Source organism: Copranaerobaculum intestinale (assembly GCF_009831105.1).
Taxonomy (GTDB): domain Bacteria; phylum Bacillota_I; class Bacilli_A; order Erysipelotrichales; family Erysipelotrichaceae; genus Copranaerobaculum; species Copranaerobaculum intestinale.
Window position 1 is genome coordinate 37,012 of the sequence record NZ_WUUQ01000007.1, and the last position, 16,253, is coordinate 53,264.

22 protein-coding genes and 2 riboswitches are annotated in these 16,253 nt (G+C 43.3%); of the genes, 18 read left to right on the top strand and 4 right to left on the bottom strand.

Features of this window, described 5'->3' with window-relative positions; translation table 11 throughout:
* Positions 1–71 precede the first annotated feature (71 nt).
* The 10 genes from GSF08_RS10875 to GSF08_RS10920 all read left to right on the top strand — a co-directional run bounded on the left by GSF08_RS10875 (position 72) and on the right by GSF08_RS10920 (position 9,072).
* Complete coding sequence (locus GSF08_RS10875) at positions 72–965, top strand: ROK family protein (protein ID WP_160625821.1); 894 nt, start codon at positions 72–74, stop codon at positions 963–965.
* A gap of 39 nt (positions 966–1,004) precedes the next feature.
* Positions 1,005–1,880 (top strand): HAD family hydrolase, encoded by an 876-nt coding sequence (locus tag GSF08_RS10880; RefSeq protein ID WP_160625822.1) that lies wholly within the window; start codon positions 1,005–1,007, stop codon positions 1,878–1,880.
* An 11-nt stretch (positions 1,881–1,891) separates the two neighbouring features.
* Positions 1,892–2,914, top strand: coding sequence for a DUF7309 domain-containing protein (locus GSF08_RS10885; RefSeq protein ID WP_160625823.1), 1,023 nt, complete (start codon positions 1,892–1,894; stop codon positions 2,912–2,914).
* Between the two features lie 100 nt (positions 2,915–3,014).
* A riboswitch (Lysine riboswitch) is annotated at positions 3,015–3,183 on the top strand.
* Positions 3,184–3,309: 126 nt separating this feature from the next.
* Entirely contained in the window at positions 3,310–4,857 is a 1,548-nt protein-coding gene (locus GSF08_RS11730; RefSeq protein ID WP_160625824.1) for an ABC transporter permease subunit, read from the top strand.
* Between the two features lies 1 nt (position 4,858).
* The gene (locus GSF08_RS10895; protein ID WP_160625825.1) at positions 4,859–5,593 is read left to right on the top strand and encodes an amino acid ABC transporter ATP-binding protein; all 735 of its coding nucleotides are present in this window, start codon (positions 4,859–4,861) and stop codon (positions 5,591–5,593) included.
* Positions 5,594–5,817: 224 nt separating this feature from the next.
* A complete protein-coding gene (locus GSF08_RS10900) occupies positions 5,818–6,567 on the top strand; it encodes a GNAT family N-acetyltransferase (protein WP_160625826.1) in 750 nt (249 codons plus the stop codon).
* Between the two features lie 200 nt (positions 6,568–6,767).
* The gene (locus GSF08_RS10905; protein ID WP_160625827.1) at positions 6,768–7,019 is read left to right on the top strand and encodes a hypothetical protein; all 252 of its coding nucleotides are present in this window, start codon (positions 6,768–6,770) and stop codon (positions 7,017–7,019) included.
* A 13-nt stretch (positions 7,020–7,032) separates the two neighbouring features.
* The gene (locus tag GSF08_RS10910; RefSeq protein ID WP_160625828.1) at positions 7,033–7,740 is read left to right on the top strand and encodes an ABC transporter ATP-binding protein; all 708 of its coding nucleotides are present in this window, start codon (positions 7,033–7,035) and stop codon (positions 7,738–7,740) included.
* The gene (locus GSF08_RS10915) at positions 7,734–8,510 is read left to right on the top strand and encodes a hypothetical protein (protein ID WP_160625829.1); all 777 of its coding nucleotides are present in this window, start codon (positions 7,734–7,736) and stop codon (positions 8,508–8,510) included. The genes GSF08_RS10910 and GSF08_RS10915 overlap by 7 nt, the downstream gene beginning before the upstream one ends.
* A gap of 208 nt (positions 8,511–8,718) precedes the next feature.
* Positions 8,719–9,072, top strand: coding sequence for a GntR family transcriptional regulator (locus GSF08_RS10920; RefSeq protein ID WP_160625830.1), 354 nt, complete (start codon positions 8,719–8,721; stop codon positions 9,070–9,072).
* Between the two features lie 35 nt (positions 9,073–9,107).
* Here GSF08_RS10920 and GSF08_RS10925 read toward each other — a convergent pair whose 3' ends face one another.
* Positions 9,108–9,689, bottom strand: a complete 582-nt coding sequence (locus tag GSF08_RS10925) for a hypothetical protein (RefSeq protein WP_160625831.1) — start codon at positions 9,687–9,689, stop codon at positions 9,108–9,110.
* Positions 9,690–9,795: 106 nt separating this feature from the next.
* A riboswitch (FMN riboswitch) is annotated at positions 9,796–9,912 on the top strand.
* An 84-nt stretch (positions 9,913–9,996) separates the two neighbouring features.
* On the opposite strand from GSF08_RS10925, the gene GSF08_RS10930 reads away from it, so the two are divergent.
* Positions 9,997–10,617: an ECF transporter S component gene (locus tag GSF08_RS10930; protein WP_160625832.1), complete on the top strand. Its 621-nt coding sequence runs from the start codon at positions 9,997–9,999 to the stop codon at positions 10,615–10,617.
* A 25-nt stretch (positions 10,618–10,642) separates the two neighbouring features.
* On the opposite strand, the gene GSF08_RS10935 is transcribed toward GSF08_RS10930, so the two are convergent.
* A complete protein-coding gene (locus tag GSF08_RS10935) occupies positions 10,643–11,413 on the bottom strand; it encodes a tRNA1(Val) (adenine(37)-N6)-methyltransferase (RefSeq protein WP_160625833.1) in 771 nt (256 codons plus the stop codon).
* A gap of 136 nt (positions 11,414–11,549) precedes the next feature.
* Between GSF08_RS10935 and GSF08_RS10940 the strand changes: the two genes are divergently transcribed.
* Together GSF08_RS10940 and GSF08_RS10945 are read left to right on the top strand one after the other, a co-directional pair.
* Positions 11,550–11,804, top strand: a complete 255-nt coding sequence (locus GSF08_RS10940; RefSeq protein ID WP_160625834.1) for a hypothetical protein — start codon at positions 11,550–11,552, stop codon at positions 11,802–11,804.
* A 182-nt stretch (positions 11,805–11,986) separates the two neighbouring features.
* Entirely contained in the window at positions 11,987–12,427 is a 441-nt protein-coding gene (locus GSF08_RS10945; RefSeq protein ID WP_160625835.1) for a GNAT family N-acetyltransferase, read from the top strand.
* A 30-nt stretch (positions 12,428–12,457) separates the two neighbouring features.
* On the opposite strand, the gene GSF08_RS10950 is transcribed toward GSF08_RS10945, so the two are convergent.
* Entirely contained in the window at positions 12,458–13,276 is an 819-nt protein-coding gene (locus GSF08_RS10950; protein ID WP_160625836.1) for a phosphotransferase, read from the bottom strand.
* A gap of 73 nt (positions 13,277–13,349) precedes the next feature.
* Between GSF08_RS10950 and rdgB the strand changes: the two genes are divergently transcribed.
* The 3 genes from rdgB to GSF08_RS10965 are packed head-to-tail and all read left to right on the top strand — an operon-like array spanning position 13,350 to position 15,021.
* Complete coding sequence (rdgB, locus tag GSF08_RS10955; protein WP_160625837.1) at positions 13,350–13,937, top strand: RdgB/HAM1 family non-canonical purine NTP pyrophosphatase; 588 nt, start codon at positions 13,350–13,352, stop codon at positions 13,935–13,937.
* Positions 13,934–14,443, top strand: a complete 510-nt coding sequence (locus tag GSF08_RS10960; RefSeq protein ID WP_160625838.1) for a tRNA (cytidine(34)-2'-O)-methyltransferase — start codon at positions 13,934–13,936, stop codon at positions 14,441–14,443. Before rdgB ends, GSF08_RS10960 begins: the two co-directional genes overlap by 4 nt.
* A complete protein-coding gene (locus tag GSF08_RS10965) occupies positions 14,440–15,021 on the top strand; it encodes a hypothetical protein (protein ID WP_160625839.1) in 582 nt (193 codons plus the stop codon). Before GSF08_RS10960 ends, GSF08_RS10965 begins: the two co-directional genes overlap by 4 nt.
* Positions 15,022–15,060: 39 nt before the next feature.
* Here GSF08_RS10965 and GSF08_RS10970 read toward each other — a convergent pair whose 3' ends face one another.
* On the bottom strand, positions 15,061–15,303 hold the full coding sequence (locus GSF08_RS10970) for a DUF3892 domain-containing protein (RefSeq protein ID WP_160625840.1): 243 nt from the start codon (positions 15,301–15,303) through the stop codon (positions 15,061–15,063).
* A gap of 63 nt (positions 15,304–15,366) precedes the next feature.
* Here GSF08_RS10970 and GSF08_RS10975 point away from each other — a divergent pair, with 63 nt between their 5' ends.
* On the top strand, positions 15,367–16,056 hold the full coding sequence (locus GSF08_RS10975) for a diaminopimelate epimerase (RefSeq protein ID WP_160625841.1): 690 nt from the start codon (positions 15,367–15,369) through the stop codon (positions 16,054–16,056).
* 47 nt (positions 16,057–16,103) lie between these two features.
* Positions 16,104–16,250, top strand: a complete 147-nt coding sequence (locus tag GSF08_RS10980) for a hypothetical protein (protein ID WP_160625842.1) — start codon at positions 16,104–16,106, stop codon at positions 16,248–16,250.
* Positions 16,251–16,253: the final 3 nt, after the last annotated feature.

Sequence of the window (16,253 nt, forward strand, 5' to 3'; positions counted from 1 at the left end):
TCAGCAAGGAACTGTTATTTTCATGTTCCATATATTCCGGAAAGTATGATACAATGGCGCAGGTGATAAAGATGAAATTTGCGGCAGTCGATATTGGCGGAACCTTTATTAAATATGCATTGCTGGATGAACAGATGCAGATATTGGATCAAAAACAGGTGGTTACCATGGCCTTGATGGATGCGGAGGCCTTTTACGATTATTTATGTGAAGAAATGTTAATAGATGGGGCTGATCTGATTGGGATATGCGCTCCCGGTATATTTGATGATCAAGGGATCATGGTGACAGCGAGCAGCGGTAATGCTTCGATTATGTATCAGACAGATGTAGTGCAGGAAGTGAAAAATCGTACTGGACTTACGACCTATGTTATCAATGACGCTCGAGCGGCGGGCTTATGTGAGTGGAAAATGGGAAACTGCCGGGGTTTTGATCGAAGTGCTTGTTATCTGATCGGAACCGGCATCGGCGGCTGTCTGATGGATGAGCACGGACTGATCCGTGGTTCTCATCACTTTAGCGGTGAATTCAGTTATATGCCGGTGTGGGGCAGGGACGGTAAAGTGGAGCAGCTGGGCAACCATGCCAGTATGAGCTCTTTGATACGTGCCTATCATGCTCTGCATCCGTATGAGACCATTGACGGCGAAACCATATGTGAACGATATTTGAAGCATGAGCCGGATGCGGTCACCTGTGTCAGTCATTGGCTGCAGGCGATTACCATGCAGTTGATTACGATAACTGCGGTCTATGATCCCGGTGTTATCTGTATTGGCGGCGGTATTTCCAGAGCTGATTGGTTTTTAAAGGAGCTTGCTGCCCGTTACCAAGCCGGATGCGCTTCCTTTATCTCACCGATGCTGAGCTTCCATACCGAAATTCGATCCTGTGCCTTTTATAATGAAGCGAATTTGATCGGTGCGGCAATTCATGCCCGGCGTGAGTTTTATCATATGTGATAAAATATGTTATAATACATAACAAAAGAGGGAGAGCATATGATAAAAATGATAGCATGTGATATGGATGGAACCCTGCTGAATTCGGAAAACCAGCTTTCAGAGGCAAACCGCATGGCTGTTTTAGCAGCCCAGCGAAGCGGTATCCGCTTCGTCGTAGCGACCGGACGGGGCCGCCAAAATGTCATTGATCTGCTTCAGAAAAAAGATATACAGTGTGGGAGCATTCTTTTGAACGGTGCTGTTTATATGGATGAACAACAGCAGCAGCTGTTCAGTCTCCCGCTTTCTAAACCCGCTGCAAATAAAGCTTATCAGGTTTTTCATAAGTATGAATTATTCAGCCGAATTTTCTGTGAGGATGGGTTTTATTCAGAAGCAAAAAAAGTCAGGCTGATGCATGACATGCTGGCTAGGCTGGGTCTTGATCATGAATTCAGTGAGGAAGAATTATATACGATGGCAGAAGAGGATGACTTCATCGGTATTACCAAGCCGTTGATTGCCTGGGAAGAAACGCTCAACCAGCAGCATATCTACAAACTGGAAGCATTCCGCTACGGCAGTCCGAATTTAGAGATGGTATGCAAGGAGCTGGCGCAGATCGACGATATTGCGGTAACCTCTTCGTTTGCGAATAATATTGAAGTAACCAATATTCTGGCTCAGAAAGGGCAGATGCTGGAAAAGGTTGCCGCCCACTATGGCTTGATGCACAGTGAAGTGATGGTGATCGGCGATTCAATGAATGATTTATCGATGTTTCGAAGTTTTTCCAATTCAGTAGCGGTGGCGAATGCTGACATCGAAGTGCGCAAGGCCGCGTCACAGATAACTGATTCAAACGATCAGATGGGAGTTGCGAAAATCCTATTTCGTACGATTGAAAGCAACCGCCGTCTTCAGGAATTTTAAGGGAGGTCATTATGATACCGGTATTATCCTTGCCGACCTGGGACAAGCTGATGAAAGCCTTCCGAGGCTTCAGACGCAGCCGTCCATGGTCGCTGATTGAAGCACAGCATATATTTGGGTTTCGTGATCCCCAAAGCGGGCGCCGATATTTTTGCAGTGTTTTGGGAAGCGCCGGCATGGTGACCGGTTTTTATGTGTTTCCGCAGGAGGAAGCATTGTTTCAATACTTCGATCAAACCCTATCACCAACTGTCGATGTCTCGCTCAGACAGAATATGATTGCCTTTACAATGGGTTCTATGGATGAGCTGTTCGATGAGGAATATGATATATATGAATCACAAGGGTATCATTTTGCGAAAGGGAAGTGCTTCCTGTTTCATGTTTATGAAATTGGATATGCTCCCTTTGTGCTGAATGAAGAACAGGCGGAAATACTGTTATGCGGATATGAAGTGCTTAAGCAGATTATTAGCTTGTTGAAGGAAGATACGAATTTTCAGAATGTACTGTTTCAGGACGGAAATGATATGAAGATTCCTTTTTTTACCAAAGATCGGAAAGCGTGGAATTACCAGGTGGAAACGCTGGACAGCTATCTGCGGAAACAACGCATCTATTCCATGGATGCCATACAGTTTGATAAGCGGGATAAACCGGTTCACGGCACTTGGGAAATCGGAACGCTGTATATGCCGGCAGCGATTCCAAGTGTTCATCCTAATCGTTACTTTTATCCTAAGGTGCTGATTGTAGCCGATCGTGAAGATAATCGCATCATTGCGATTCTGACCAAAGAGGAACGGCATGACAGTGAGGTTTTCATACCGTCGTTTTTTGCTTTACTTCAAAATTATGAATATCTTCCGGCATGTATTATGACGCGGGGTCAAGAAGCTGCTGAGCTATTCAAGGAGCTTGATACCGTGCTCGATGTGAAGGTGTTGGAAAATTCAGCGCCGGTTAGTATCATTGATCAGATATGGGCAGGATTCTTGGATTTTGCCCATAAAAATCGTTCTATTCAAAGCTGAATGGACAAAACCAGGAGGTTAAGATTGTATAAAAACGATTTTTTTCGGTTGACTTGTGTTCTTTGACGGTCTATAATGCCCCTATAGAAAGAGTTGAATAAAAAAAGATAGAGGAAGCGATGCATCATAGTATACTGGGGAGCTGGCAAGCGCAGAAACAGTAGAAAGGTAATCATCGCCGAAGGATAATTGCTCGGCAGAGAATTGTCCTGGGGTTACAGGGAATACCTGTAGCACTCCTTCCGATAGGAAGAGGCGCTATTGGCACGGACAAATCTTTAACGTCGTGTTCATAGCACGACGTTTTTTTATTCGCATCGTGAAATGAGGGATGCTAATGAATCATGGCCGAGTTTCTTATGATTAAATCTTCATAAACAATTGGAGGAACTTACATGAAGAAAAAGCTTATGGTTATTGCGGTGGCACTCATGTGCATGCTGCCAATTACCCAGGTGCATGCCAAGGATACCGAAAAAAAGACATTTACCGTGGGAATGGAGTGCAACTATGCACCGTTCAACTGGTCACAGGTCGATCCGAGTGATTCAGCTGTGCAGCTGCAGGACGGCGGGTATTGTGACGGATACGATGTAGCAATTGCTCAGAAAATTGCCGATAAATTGAATCGTGAATTAATTATTAAAAAAATGAGCTGGGATGGTTTGGAACCTGCGCTGCAGGGAAATATCATCGACGCGGTGATTGCCGGTATGACCGATACGGCTGAGCGGCGGGAGCGGGTAGCATTTACGAAGCCCTATTATAAATCCGATATGGTTATGATCGTCCGTAAGGACAGCCCATTAAGCAAGGCGCATACCTTGAAAGACTTTACCGGGAAGACGGTTATGGGACAGCTGAATACGCTGTATGATACCGTGATCGATCAGGTGCCGGAGGTGAAGCACGCTAAGGCACTTGAGGATTATCCGGCTATGGTCATGCAGCTGAATAAGGGATTGGTTGATGCAATCACTGCGGAACTGCCAGTAGCGGCTGGGATTGTTTCAACGAATAAGGAGCTGACGTATACTGAGTTTGAGAAAGGCAAGGGATTCAATGTTGATCTGACTGATACTTCAGTATCGATAGCGGTAAACAAGGATAATGAGAAGTTAAAAAATGATATTCAGAAAGTATTGAATGGTATTTCGGAGAAGGAACGCAAAAAAATGATGGATGCCGCAATCACAAGGATTCCCAGCGGCAATTTAGAATTAAGTGATAATTTGCTGGTATCCGCCGGTCAGATATTGCAGAAATACGGACCTTTGTTTATCAATGGTATCAAATCAACATTGATCCTTGCCTTTAGCGGTACGCTGCTGGGTCTGTTGATCGGCTTACAGGTCGGTGCCATCAAGGCGATCAAAGTAGATAAGCGTGACCCGCTGCTGCTGAAAATCGGAAAACGGATTTTAAGCTTTATCTTGTCGGTATATATTGAAGTATTCCGTGGAACGCCGATGATGGTACAGGGTGCCTTTATCTTCTATCTGGTACGTGATTGGGTGGCATGGAGTCCGTTTACTGCCGGTATTGTCGTTATTACGATTAACACCGGTGCATATATGGCCGAGATTGTACGAAGCGGTATTCAGTCAGTCGATATAGGGCAGACTGAAGCGGCACGCTCACTGGGCATGACGAATCTGCAAACGATGCGGCATATTATCATTCCGCAGGCGATCCGCAATTCCTTCCCATCGATTTGTAATGAATTTGTGGTCAATATCAAGGATTCTTCAGTATTGAATGTGATTGCTGTAACCGAATTATTCTATCAGGCGAAGAGTGTTGCCGGTTCTCTATATGCCTTTGTACCAACTTACTTCGTCGTAGCGTTGATTTATCTCTGTCTGACATTCCCGACCACCCGTATTCTGGGGCTGATCGAGAAGCGGATGAATAAGACTTCCGGCTACAAGGAGGGTCAATAATATGAGTATTCTGAGTGTTCGCCATCTGCAAAAGCATTTTGGTGATTTGAAAGTACTGAATGATATTGATTTCGAAGTGCAGGAAGGGGAAACCGTCTGCATCATCGGTTCCAGCGGCAGCGGTAAGTCGACGCTGCTTCGCTGCCTGAATTTATTAGAGATGCCAGACGGCGGAGAAATTTGCTATCACGATAAAAATATTATGGAAGGACATATCGATCTGAATATGCATCGTGCAAAAATCGGAATGGTATTCCAGTCTTTCTATCTCTTTAATAATATGAATGTGCTGGAAAATTGCGTTTTGGGGCAGCGTAAGGTATTGAAGCGGGATCGCAAAGCATGTGAAGCAAAAGCGCTGGAGCTTCTGACTAAAGTCGGAATGGAAAAGTTTGTGAAAGCAATGCCGTCAACCTTATCCGGAGGGCAAAAGCAGCGTGTGGCAATCGCTCGTGCACTGTGCATGGATCCGGAAGTGCTGCTGTTTGATGAGCCTACCTCAGCTTTGGACCCGGAAATGGTCAATGATGTGCTGAATGTTATGAAGGGACTGAGCGGCAGCGGCTTAACAATGGTTGTAGTAACCCATGAAATGAGTTTTGCCCACGATGTCGCTGATCGAGTTATTTTCATGGATAAAGGCGTGATCGAAGAAGAGGGAACTCCTGAACAATTGTTTGACAATCCGCAAAAAGAACGTACTAAAGCGTTCCTAAGTCATGAAAAAATCAATTAAGAAATAAGAAAAAGAACTGCGCTATATGGTTAGCGCGGTTCTTTTAGGTAAAGAATATTTTTTATCTTCCTGCAGTTCATGATTGTGATGCTTTGCATCTATGGTAAAATAAAAGAAATGAATTGAAAATCAACCGATATATGATCGGATATCCATCTATTACAGGTCAATTTCAATGGGATGCATTTCAAAAGACTATTCATATGATAGCGGAGGATAAAACAATGGACGAAGAATTTATCAATCTTACTTTAGAAAATTTGGATCAGGAGCATGTATGCTGTATCATTCGCACTCGTACCCTGCATCCCGGTGTCGAGGCAAAGCGGGCATGGCTGCGGGAACGCTTAAAGGAAGGTCATGTGTTTCGCAAGCTTCATGAAAAGGCGACTGTATTTATTGAATATGCCCCACTTGAGTCAGCTTGGGTTCCGATCGTCGGTGACAACTATTTTTATATGTACTGTCTATGGGTAGATGGCAGTATGAAAGGTCATGGCTATGGAAAATCATTAATGGAGTATTGCATTGCCGATGCGAAGGCGCAAGGTAAATCGGGTGTATGTATGCTAGGTTCCAAGAAACAGAAAGCATGGCTGTCGGATCAGGCATTTGCGAAGCGATACGGATTCAAAACAGTAGATGCTACTGATAACGGTTATGAACTGCTTGCACTTTCTTTTGATGGCACTGTGCCTAGCTTTTGCGAAGCTGCCAAGCAGATGACAATCGAGGAAGCATCGCTGACAATTTATTATGATGCGCAGTGTCCTTTTATCTTACAGACGATCAAGATGATTAAAAACTACTGTGAGGATAATTCTATCTCGGCATGCTTCCTTGAGGTTGACAGTCTTATGACTGCCAAAAATTTACCTTGTGTTTTCAATAACTGGGCGGTTTTTTATAAAGGAAAGTTTGAAACGGTCAATCTTTTAAATCCGGATTCGCTTAAGCGTATTCTTAAGAAATAAGCGATTCATATATTGTTTGTCCAATGAATGGAGTGCACTTCACAAAAGTATGTACTCCTTTTTTATCGTCAATGATTTCTGCTTCTTTCATATCATTTCAATTTTTTTGTAGATTCTTGAAAAAGGGTATTGACAGAAATTCAAAATCTATGTATTATTGTATTAAGCAATTAGTACAGTGGTACAAAGGGGTGATGGTGATGACAAAAAAGAAGCAGGATCAGATGGTATTGGGAATCCTGTTGTTTCTATCTATTTTTGTAAATCTACTGATCATGGTTGGTATTCTCAATACCTATTGCTGGTTTTGGAACTTGTTATTTCTGTTCATGGGACTGCTTCTGTTAGTGGATGATTCCTCGCCTTATAAACAGCAGGTGAGCTATCCGATGTGCAGCTTGTATCTGGGCTGGGGATGCAGCGTGTTGTTCGCCCTGTCTGCAGGTATCTGAAAGGAGAAAACATATGGAAAATAATGAGATGTTATTGGAAATTACCGGGCTTAGTAAGGCTTATGGTAAAAAAATTGCACTGCATAATGTGAATTTGAATATTCACAGCGGTCAGATCGTAGGATTGCTTGGGCCAAACGGAAGCGGGAAGACAACTCTGATCAAGGTGTTGAACGGACTGTTAAAGGATTACGACGGTGATGTGAAGATTAACGGTAATCCGATTGGTCCAAAGACGAAATCAATCGTATCCTACCTGCCCGATGAACCTTATTTTGCCGACTGGATGCATGCTAAGGATGCGCTGTCGCTGTTCTGCGATTTATATGAGGATTTTGATTATAGCCGTGCGCTGGAGTTGATGAAGCGTTTTCAGCTGACTGAGGATATGAAGATCAAGTCGATGTCCAAGGGTATGAAGGAAAAATTTCAGCTGGCGCTTGTCATGTCACGAAAAGCGCGCTTAATCGTATTGGACGAACCGATCGGCGGTGTCGATCCGGCGGCTCGGGAAGTAATATTGGATACAATTCTAAGCAATTACCGGGAAGATCAAACAATTCTGATTGCCACACACTTGATTGCGGATATTGAACGAATTTTTGATTCTGTTGTATTTATTAAGGAAGGTAATGTTGTATTGGATAAAGATGTGGAAGCAATTCGTCAGGAAAGCGGTAAATCAATTGATGAATTGTTCCGGGAGGAATTCAGATGCTAAACCATTTGTTAAAGTTAATGAAATATGAACTGAAGTGCACCTACCGCAGCTTTGGTCTTGTATATGTCGTAATTTTAGCGGCTTCCTTCTTTTTAACTCCGAATTCAGATGGAAGCCAAGCAGCGATGATCCTGGCGATGATTTACGGTATTGCGATCGGCACGCTGGTCGTTATGATCTTTGTAACAGTAATTCGCAACTATTATACGTCAATGTTTCAAAAGCAGGGCTATCTGACACAGACTCTGCCAGTGAAATCCTATGAACTGATTTCATCGAAACTGCTGATTGCGTATTTCTGGATTGTTGTTTCAGTTTTGATTATAATTATCTCAACGTTTATAATCGCTTTTAAAGCGAATAATGCTAGTTTTAATGATATATTAGAAGTCATCAGACAGCTTTTACAAGCGACAATGGATAGAGATTTCTGGCTTATTCTCGGATATTTTATCATTACCCCATTGGAAGCGATTCTATTATTCTATCTGACAATGACAGCTGTTCATACAAAGTATGTCAGAAAACATCGAGTGCTGATCGGCATCGCGCTGTACTTTGTTATCAGTTATGCGGTATCTTATGTAACGGATGTCATTCTGTCACTATCCAGCGGCGCATTTGATACTGCCTTTTACCAGTCGGTATCGGTGGTTCAGTTCCGCAGTGAGGCACAAACATGGATGATGCTTGGATTCAGTGCTGTTTTGGCGGTCGTATATTTTATCGGCACCTGTTATATCCTGGATCATAAATTGGAAATTGAGTAATGAAAAATTGTCGCAGTACCATTGTAGCGACCATGATGGTATTTGTCTGTAGTCTGCTTGCTATTTGTTATCGCTACCGCGATATTTTAATAAAGGATAAGGTATCACTGCTCCTTATCACGACAACCTTTGCAGTGATACTTTATTACTTCAAACGAACACTTGCTTATTCAAAAGTGAGTTTCCGATATAAAAGGAGGTTTCACCTATGAAATTTGATCCTAATATTCCGATCTATTTACAGATCATGGATGATTTCAAAAAGGGGATTATTTCCGGCCTGTATCCACCGGCATCAAAAGTAGCTTCGGTGCGTGAACTGGCTGTCACATATGGGGTGAATCCCAATACGGTTCAACGCGCATTAGCGGAACTGGAGCGTACGGGAATGGTACGAAGTGAACGTACCAGCGGTCGTTTTATAACCAACGATGAAGAGCTTATCAAAACGCTGAGACAGGAAGTTGCCTTGGCACAGGTGAAACATTTCTTACAGGAATGTGAAGCAATGGGGCTTGGTCAGCAGGAAATTAAAGATATTTTAGCGACTCAATGGGACTGATATACAGTCCCTTTTTTATGGATAGTTGTTAACTGTCAATAATCGATCAAGCTGCTGACCTTCATCAGTTTTATCAGATATTGATGATATAAAGGCATAAAAGTGGTAAACATCACTTCGGAAAGAGATGTGACACTGGCAAGCATGAGAATTGGCAGGGCACAGCCGATACAGATAAAGCAATAGCTCTGAAAGGCTTTCTGAAACAGCAGAATATCTGTCCTCATCGTTTTCAAGAGCAGCCCAAGAAAGAGCAGAATGTAACCTGCCGTTCCGCCGATTGCCATTACCAAATGGATATTGGATAATAGCGGATAACGCTTTGGAAGGTAGGGAACGATGGTGGACAGCGGCATCATAATACAGCTGATCAGGATGCCCAACTGTAAGCCTCGATCACTGATATGCAGGCGTTTTAGAAAATAATGGAAGGAAAGGTAAAAATAGCTGCCGCTCAGTACGCCCCATCCGATGAAGCCAAAGCGTTTGTGTAGTGAATTTCCGATATAGGAAAGATTAAAATGAGTCAGCGGCATAGAAGCGGCCAGCAGAATAGACCAGATCGGCAAAATCCATGCTAGGGCAATCATCATTGTCCGCAGCTTTTTTTCAGTCATAAAATCCTTCCTTTCAACATGCAACAGTATAGTATATTTTCATAAAAATTGCCAGTTTATGTGAATGAATTGACAAGTGTATGCATAGCATGCTATAGTACCGATGACAAAACTTCAGGGTCGGGTGAAATTCCCAATCGGCGGTATACCCCGCAAGCCAAGGATGGCAGGAACCGGTGAAACTCCGGTGGCGACAGTAAAGTCTGGATGGAAGAAGTTGTTTTCTTTTTGATACCCCCAAAGGTTTTGTTGAAAAACCTTTTTTTGTTTTCTGACAGAAAAAGGCTGACAAAGAGGAGGAGCATATATGTCAGAAAATCTTTCAACAAAAACAAAAAAGTCGATCTCCACTGCGATGATCGCCAAAATCGCCATGCTGGGCGCACTGGCTGCGGTTGTGATGTTCTTTGAAGTACCGATTCCCTTTGTACCCCCGTTTTATAAACTGGGATTTGATGAGGTTATTGTGATGATCGGCGGTTTTGCCTTTGGCCCGCTGCCGGCTATGGCGATCGAAGCAATCAAAATTCTGTTAAACTTTCTGATGAATGGCACCGATACCGGAGGGATCGGAGAACTCTCGAATTTCTTGATCGGCTGTTCCTATGTTATTCCGGCAGCTTTGATTTATCGCCGTGCGAAAGATAAGCGTCATGCGTATCTCGGCTTGATCGCCGGCAGTATTTCCTTAGTGATTTTGGGAGCGCTGATTAATTATTATGTCATGCTTCCGGTTTATTCCAAGGTATTGGAACTGCCGATGGAGGTCATCATTCAAGCTGGTTCAAAGCTGAATGGCTCGGTTGTCAATCTTGGCAGCTTCGTTTTGCTGATGACGACACCGTTCAATCTTTTGAAAGCAGTTCTTTGCTCATTGATCGTGCTTATTTCCTACAAGAAAGTATCTCCGCTGCTGCACCGTTCATAAAAAAACCGATCAATTATCGGTTTTTTTATCGTTTTATGATAATGGGTGACAACAAGCGGCAGCCACATTTTGCCTGCTTGACCGCTTCGATCAGAACACAGCGTGCATCTTCCTTTTGTTCATCGTAAACCGGCTGCACCTGTTTTACTTCCATATGAATTGCATGAAACCTTTCAATGATTTCACTTAATCGATCTGCGCGATGAACCAGATAACAATGGCCGCCGTCTTTCAACAGCCGATTGATCTGATCAATCAGCGTTTTTAAATTTAGAGTTATTTCATGCCGGGCCATTTGCTTGGGTGTTGTTTGAATGCTTTGCTCGCTAAGGGGGAAATAGGGCGGATTGGAAATGATGACATCTACCGGCGTAATATCTACATCTTGAATATTCTGATGAAGAATCGAACATTGATCTTCCAGCTTATGAAGTCGGATGTTCTTTTTGGCGAGCAGACAGGCTTCGCCTTGCAGCTCGACCCCGATTATCTTCTGATCACTGTACTGCGCAGCCGCCAGCACCAATACACCATTGTTCGTGCCGATATCCAATACAGTATCATGCTTATGAATCCGCATGAAGCCAGCCAGCAGTACCGTGTCGGTATTGAAGCGAAACATCGTGCGGTGCTGATAGAGCTCTATACGAGGTTTCGGTAAATAATCATAGGTGAGGTTCAACGCTTCACATGCTGCTTTCCATTCGGCATACTGATTCAACCGCAATTCTGGCTGTTTGATAGGATCAAACAGCAGTTCCTTCTGTATGATTTCTTCAATCTTTTTTATATTCATATTTAACCTCGTTTCTCTTCCTATTTTATCATAACTGGCATGAAACAGAAATCCCTTCGAAAAGGCAGAAAAAAGTGTATATGAACCGCTTGGAAACATGCTATAATGGGAACGTATGAATTGGGAGGTTAAAGGCATGAATGAGAAAGAAAGAAGACGGGTAATCTTCTCGATCATCGCAGCGGCTGTATTTGTGATGACTTTGGTAGGAAGATTTGAGTTGAATATCGGTATGACATTTGGTTTCTTTATTCTTGGTATCAGTTTCCTGATGCAGGCAAATTATGCCCGCGAAGATGGATTGGATAAAGAGATGAAATCTAATACGATCGTCGGTTTGGTTGTACTGGCAATCGGTGTATATTTCTTTGCATCCTGGCTGGCTGGATAACACGGATTATTCCGTGTTTTTTTTGGTTTTGCTTGACATTATAGTTACTATATCGTTTATGATGAAATAAAGGATGTGAAACTATGGCTGCCCAAACCGGCAGGCGATTACACAGTAATAAAGTAAGAGAGTACGGCTAGCGTGTTTCTTTCTGTTTTTGATGAAGAAAAGGAGAGAAAAACATGCAAGTCAGAACATTTAAACAAGACGATCAAACTGAATACTACCAAATGGCAGAAGCTTTTTATCACAGTGATGCGGCGGTAACCAATATTACAAAGGGACAACTGAGGCGGACTTTCCAGGAGATCATGAAGAATTCTCCGTATGTGAAAGGAATGATGCTTTGTGAGGCCTCTCAAATTGTCGGCTATGCGCTCCTCACATTTTCCTGGAGCTGTGAGATGGACGGCATCATTGTTACTGTTGATGAACTGTTTATCAAGCCAAAGTACCGGAGTCATCGATATGGCTCACAATTTTTCAAATGGTTGGAAACCGCATATGATATTGATGATTATTCGTATTTTCTGGAAGTAAATCCGGAAAATCCCCGGGCTCGCAAGCTTTATGAACGCTTGGGATATCGAACCTGTCCCTATATTGCTATGCTGAAAAGCTAAATTAAGAAAACTGCAGAATTCTGCAGTTTTTTAGCGGCTTTTGAGATATGCCTGATACTTATTGATGGCAATGGTTCGGTAAATGGCTTCCTGACGGCTTTCATACATCATCATTGCCCAACTGCACCAAAGCAAGTTGTGAAAGGTTTCCCAGACTGCCAGTTTCTCGTAGGGTATCGTTTGCTCAGCGAAATAGCGATGATAGAATTGTTCACGCTGGGCTGTGTCCGTAATATCGTTTTCAGTGAGAAAGCTCATAACGTCAAACAGGGGGTCATTATCAGCGGCATATTCGTAGTCGATCAAATACGTCTTAGCACCGCTGAAGAGAATATTGCCGCTGACCCAATCATTGTGACAAAGTGTAGATGGTCTGTAGATATCCTGTGCCGCAGAAATGATTGTCTTGGGATCCGGCAATATCAGAAAGGGATTCTTCGTATAAGACTGATATTGCTTCAGCCGGGCAAATGGATCAAAACAGGAACCGATCGTTTGTTTCAACTGGTGAAGCCGGCGCATCAGATCGGCGGTTCGCTCCAACTTATGATCATCAGTACATTCCTGATATTCCAGGGCATCGGGCACAAAGTGCGTAATCCGGATGCCGGCAGCCGGATCAAAGTAATATTCAGAAACATCCAGGCCTTTGTCCTGAATGATTTTTAGGGCTTTCTGCTCATCTTCAGCATGAATGATCTGTTCACTGTCTGAGCGTCTTATCCGAACCATAAAGGTTTCCTGTTCAACCGTCAGCAAATAGTTGTCATTGGTTAAGCCCTTGTTTGTTTTGATAAGATTCAGCTGCTTACCTGGAAAGAGCAGTTGGAGCTGTTTTTCTAATTTCATAGTATCACCGCTGTTATCATAGCATATTAACGTGAATTTTGGTAAAATAGGAGAAGTAAAAAGGAGTGGTTTGATGAAAGAAATCATGATTGCGACAAGCAATGCGCATAAAGTAAAAGAATTTAAAACCATGTTGGAACCGCTTGGCTATCAGGTAAAGAGTCTTTTGAATCTGGATGAATCGATTGATATCGAGGAAAATGGAACGACCTTTGCCGAGAATGCGATGATCAAAGCAAAGACCATATACGATCTGCTGCATATAGAAGTACTGGCGGATGATTCCGGGCTATGTGTAGATGCGATGGACGGAGCACCGGGAATTTACAGCGCCCGTTTCATGGGGCATGATACTTCCTATGCAATTAAGAATCGCTATATCATTGAACAGTGCGAGGGAAAAGATCGCGGCTGCGCGTTTGTCTGTGCTATTGCCTATGTGGATAAAGAAGGAAACGGTCATGTGTTTGAAGGGGAGGTCCGCGGTACTGTGGCGCATGAGATCATCGGGGCAAAAGGTTTTGGTTACGATCCGATTTTTTATTACGAACCCTTTCATACAACCCTGGCAAATGTCAGTGAGGAACAAAAAAATGAGGTTTCTCATCGATCCAGAGCACTGGCAAAATTCTTATCGTATTTAAAGGAGGAAAATGTATGATTCATGTTGTATTATATGAACCGGAAATTCCTCAAAATACCGGTAATATCATGCGTACCTGCATGGCTGCCAATTTGAAGCTGCATCTCATCGAACCGCTTGGCTTTTATCTCGATGAAAAGCATGTTCGCCGCGCCGGCATGGACTATATCAAGGATTTGGATTACCGTGTTTATCCCAACTGGGAAGAATTTCTAAAGCTTCATCAAGACGGTGAATTTTATTATATGACACGATATGGTAAGAAAGCACCCTCGCAGTTTGACTTCACCCAGGCGAAACGTGATATTTATCTGGTTCTCGGCAAAGAAAGCACCGGGATTCCAAAAGAAATTCTGTCTCAGCATCTGGACCGCTGTATGCGTCTGCCGATGGTACCGAACGCGCGTTCCTTAAATCTTTCCAATTGTGCCGCGATCATTGTGTATGAGGTGCTGCGGCAGCTGGATTATCCGGGATTATGTACCCATGAAACACTGAAGGGTGAGGACTGGCTTACTCAATGACCATGGATCGCTTCGTGGATACCCCATCAAAGCGGCGCTGCGCGTGGGTAGTATTAACTGCCTGTTTGCTTTTTGCGGGGGCAGTTCAAAACGGAAAGCTGGGACTGTCGATCCTACCGGTCGAACGTTATGATGAACTGTTTGAGTTGCTGTCATCAAGAACCCTTTCCGGCAGTTATCTATCACGTACGATTTATACCGTGATCTCTCAGGCTTCGATTACGCCCTGGATCATTGCAAAAGCCGTGTTTGCCTCGCTGCAATTTTTTGAGATTTCGTTGATTGTGATCACGGGCGGTTTTCTCTTTATGAAGGGAAAGGACAGTAAGAGTCGGCGATGGCTGTATGTTGGTTTAAGCAGCTTTGTCATATTGCTTTTATTATGTATTTGGTGTGTCTGTCAGGGGTTATCTGCTGTATCCTTGAACATGGTAATCGATCAGCTCCATATCATTGGATTGCTTCTGATAGTTCAAAGCGGTTTTCAGATGCTTACATGTCTTGGCGCGATTTACTGTTGTATCATGTATGACTATCTGCCGGCAATGAGAGTTACGGTAGAATATATCGAAGAATAAAAAAACAAGACGCTGATTGGTTCAGCGCCTTGTTTTATATTAGAACTCTTTCAGGTTCTTTAAGTTTGTGCTTTCGTCTCCGTCGTTCATACCGCGGATGTGACGTGCGCCGTCACGGCCGGTGAAAGGCAGAGCGTTTTCAATCAGGCCCTGTTCAACTGCTTCTAAAGCCTGTTCGTAGTCATACACTTTGCCAGTGCTGGATTTGAATTCTTTCAAAGTTCCATCAGAATTACGGCGTGCAGCTACGAAGCGTTCTTTTTTCTTGCTGTCTTTTTTCATTTTTCTTTACCTCCTGACATTATTGTGAACAGCACCTGCATATTTATACACTGGAGGGATACTGTGAATTTTTGGAAATATCATGTGAACGGAAATGACTTTCTTTTGGTCCATCAAAAATCAAATATCAGTGAGAAACAAGGAATCCTGCTGTGTGATCGGCATAAAGGAATCGGAGCAGACGGCATTCTAATTGTGCGAGTTCACAAATTTGAAGTTTACTATCGCCATGTGAATGCGGACGGCAGTCATGCGGCGATGTGCGGCAATGGTATACGGTGTGTAGGGCACTGGTTTATGAGTCGCCATAAGTTGGATCGCTGTACGGTTCATATTGATGAAAGAGCGTATTCGCTTAGAATGAGCGGCGGGAATTTTGTAACACTGATCAGTGATATACCTGAGATATTGGGACGAAACCGCTACAACAGTGGGGTTGTGCATCTGATATCCTCCCGTTATCAGGCTCGAACGGATGCCAATGTGGATGTAGTTGAATATAGGGATCCACTGCATTTCCATATCCGTACGATAGAGCTGGGAGTAGGTCCGACTTTATCCTGCGGCACCGGTACCATGGCTGCATTTTATCACGGATACCGACATGGATATCTGCATCGTATCGCTATTGGAGCCAGTCCGGGCGGGGATAATCTGCTGCGTTGGGGAAACAACCAAATCTATATGTCGGCAATCGTTCATCCGGTTTTTCATGGTACCTGGATGGAAACCGAAAACGATAGCTTCCGATAATTGAAATATAAAGGTACTTCATGTATAATGTACCCGAGGTGAAAAACATGATTGAATGTATGGGCGATGTAATGTCTTTGCTCTGTCTGGTAAGCTTTCCAGTATTGATGATAATCATGTTTTTTGTGTCACTGCTGAAAAAGCGCAGGACAAAGCTCATTGCGAATCGCGAACAGTATTACAGGGAGTGGTAAAAA

What these genes read in the sequence shown, in the direction of transcription:
- GSF08_RS10980 (WP_160625842.1), top strand. Translation starts at nt 16,104, where the DNA reads ATGATTGAATGTATGGGCGATGTAATGTCTTTGCTCTGTCTGGTAAGC.
- GSF08_RS10875 (WP_160625821.1), top strand. Translation starts at nt 72, where the DNA reads ATGAAATTTGCGGCAGTCGATATTGGCGGAACCTTTATTAAATATGCA.
- GSF08_RS10915 (WP_160625829.1), top strand. Translation starts at nt 7,734, where the DNA reads ATGCTAAACCATTTGTTAAAGTTAATGAAATATGAACTGAAGTGCACC.
- GSF08_RS10895 (WP_160625825.1), top strand. Translation starts at nt 4,859, where the DNA reads ATGAGTATTCTGAGTGTTCGCCATCTGCAAAAGCATTTTGGTGATTTG.
- GSF08_RS10950 (WP_160625836.1), bottom strand. Translation starts at nt 13,276, where the DNA reads ATGAAATTAGAAAAACAGCTCCAACTGCTCTTTCCAGGTAAGCAGCTG.
- GSF08_RS10900 (WP_160625826.1), top strand. Translation starts at nt 5,818, where the DNA reads ATGGACGAAGAATTTATCAATCTTACTTTAGAAAATTTGGATCAGGAG.
- GSF08_RS10970 (WP_160625840.1), bottom strand. Translation starts at nt 15,303, where the DNA reads ATGAAAAAAGACAGCAAGAAAAAAGAACGCTTCGTAGCTGCACGCCGT.
- GSF08_RS10960 (WP_160625838.1), top strand. Translation starts at nt 13,934, where the DNA reads ATGATTCATGTTGTATTATATGAACCGGAAATTCCTCAAAATACCGGT.
- GSF08_RS10920 (WP_160625830.1), top strand. Translation starts at nt 8,719, where the DNA reads ATGAAATTTGATCCTAATATTCCGATCTATTTACAGATCATGGATGAT.
- GSF08_RS10940 (WP_160625834.1), top strand. Translation starts at nt 11,550, where the DNA reads ATGAATGAGAAAGAAAGAAGACGGGTAATCTTCTCGATCATCGCAGCG.
- GSF08_RS11730 (WP_160625824.1), top strand. Translation starts at nt 3,310, where the DNA reads ATGAAGAAAAAGCTTATGGTTATTGCGGTGGCACTCATGTGCATGCTG.
- GSF08_RS10885 (WP_160625823.1), top strand. Translation starts at nt 1,892, where the DNA reads ATGATACCGGTATTATCCTTGCCGACCTGGGACAAGCTGATGAAAGCC.
- GSF08_RS10945 (WP_160625835.1), top strand. Translation starts at nt 11,987, where the DNA reads ATGCAAGTCAGAACATTTAAACAAGACGATCAAACTGAATACTACCAA.
- GSF08_RS10965 (WP_160625839.1), top strand. Translation starts at nt 14,440, where the DNA reads ATGACCATGGATCGCTTCGTGGATACCCCATCAAAGCGGCGCTGCGCG.
- GSF08_RS10910 (WP_160625828.1), top strand. Translation starts at nt 7,033, where the DNA reads ATGGAAAATAATGAGATGTTATTGGAAATTACCGGGCTTAGTAAGGCT.
- GSF08_RS10925 (WP_160625831.1), bottom strand. Translation starts at nt 9,689, where the DNA reads ATGACTGAAAAAAAGCTGCGGACAATGATGATTGCCCTAGCATGGATT.
- GSF08_RS10905 (WP_160625827.1), top strand. Translation starts at nt 6,768, where the DNA reads ATGACAAAAAAGAAGCAGGATCAGATGGTATTGGGAATCCTGTTGTTT.
- GSF08_RS10880 (WP_160625822.1), top strand. Translation starts at nt 1,005, where the DNA reads ATGATAAAAATGATAGCATGTGATATGGATGGAACCCTGCTGAATTCG.
- GSF08_RS10930 (WP_160625832.1), top strand. Translation starts at nt 9,997, where the DNA reads ATGTCAGAAAATCTTTCAACAAAAACAAAAAAGTCGATCTCCACTGCG.
- rdgB (WP_160625837.1), top strand. Translation starts at nt 13,350, where the DNA reads ATGAAAGAAATCATGATTGCGACAAGCAATGCGCATAAAGTAAAAGAA.
- GSF08_RS10935 (WP_160625833.1), bottom strand. Translation starts at nt 11,413, where the DNA reads ATGAATATAAAAAAGATTGAAGAAATCATACAGAAGGAACTGCTGTTT.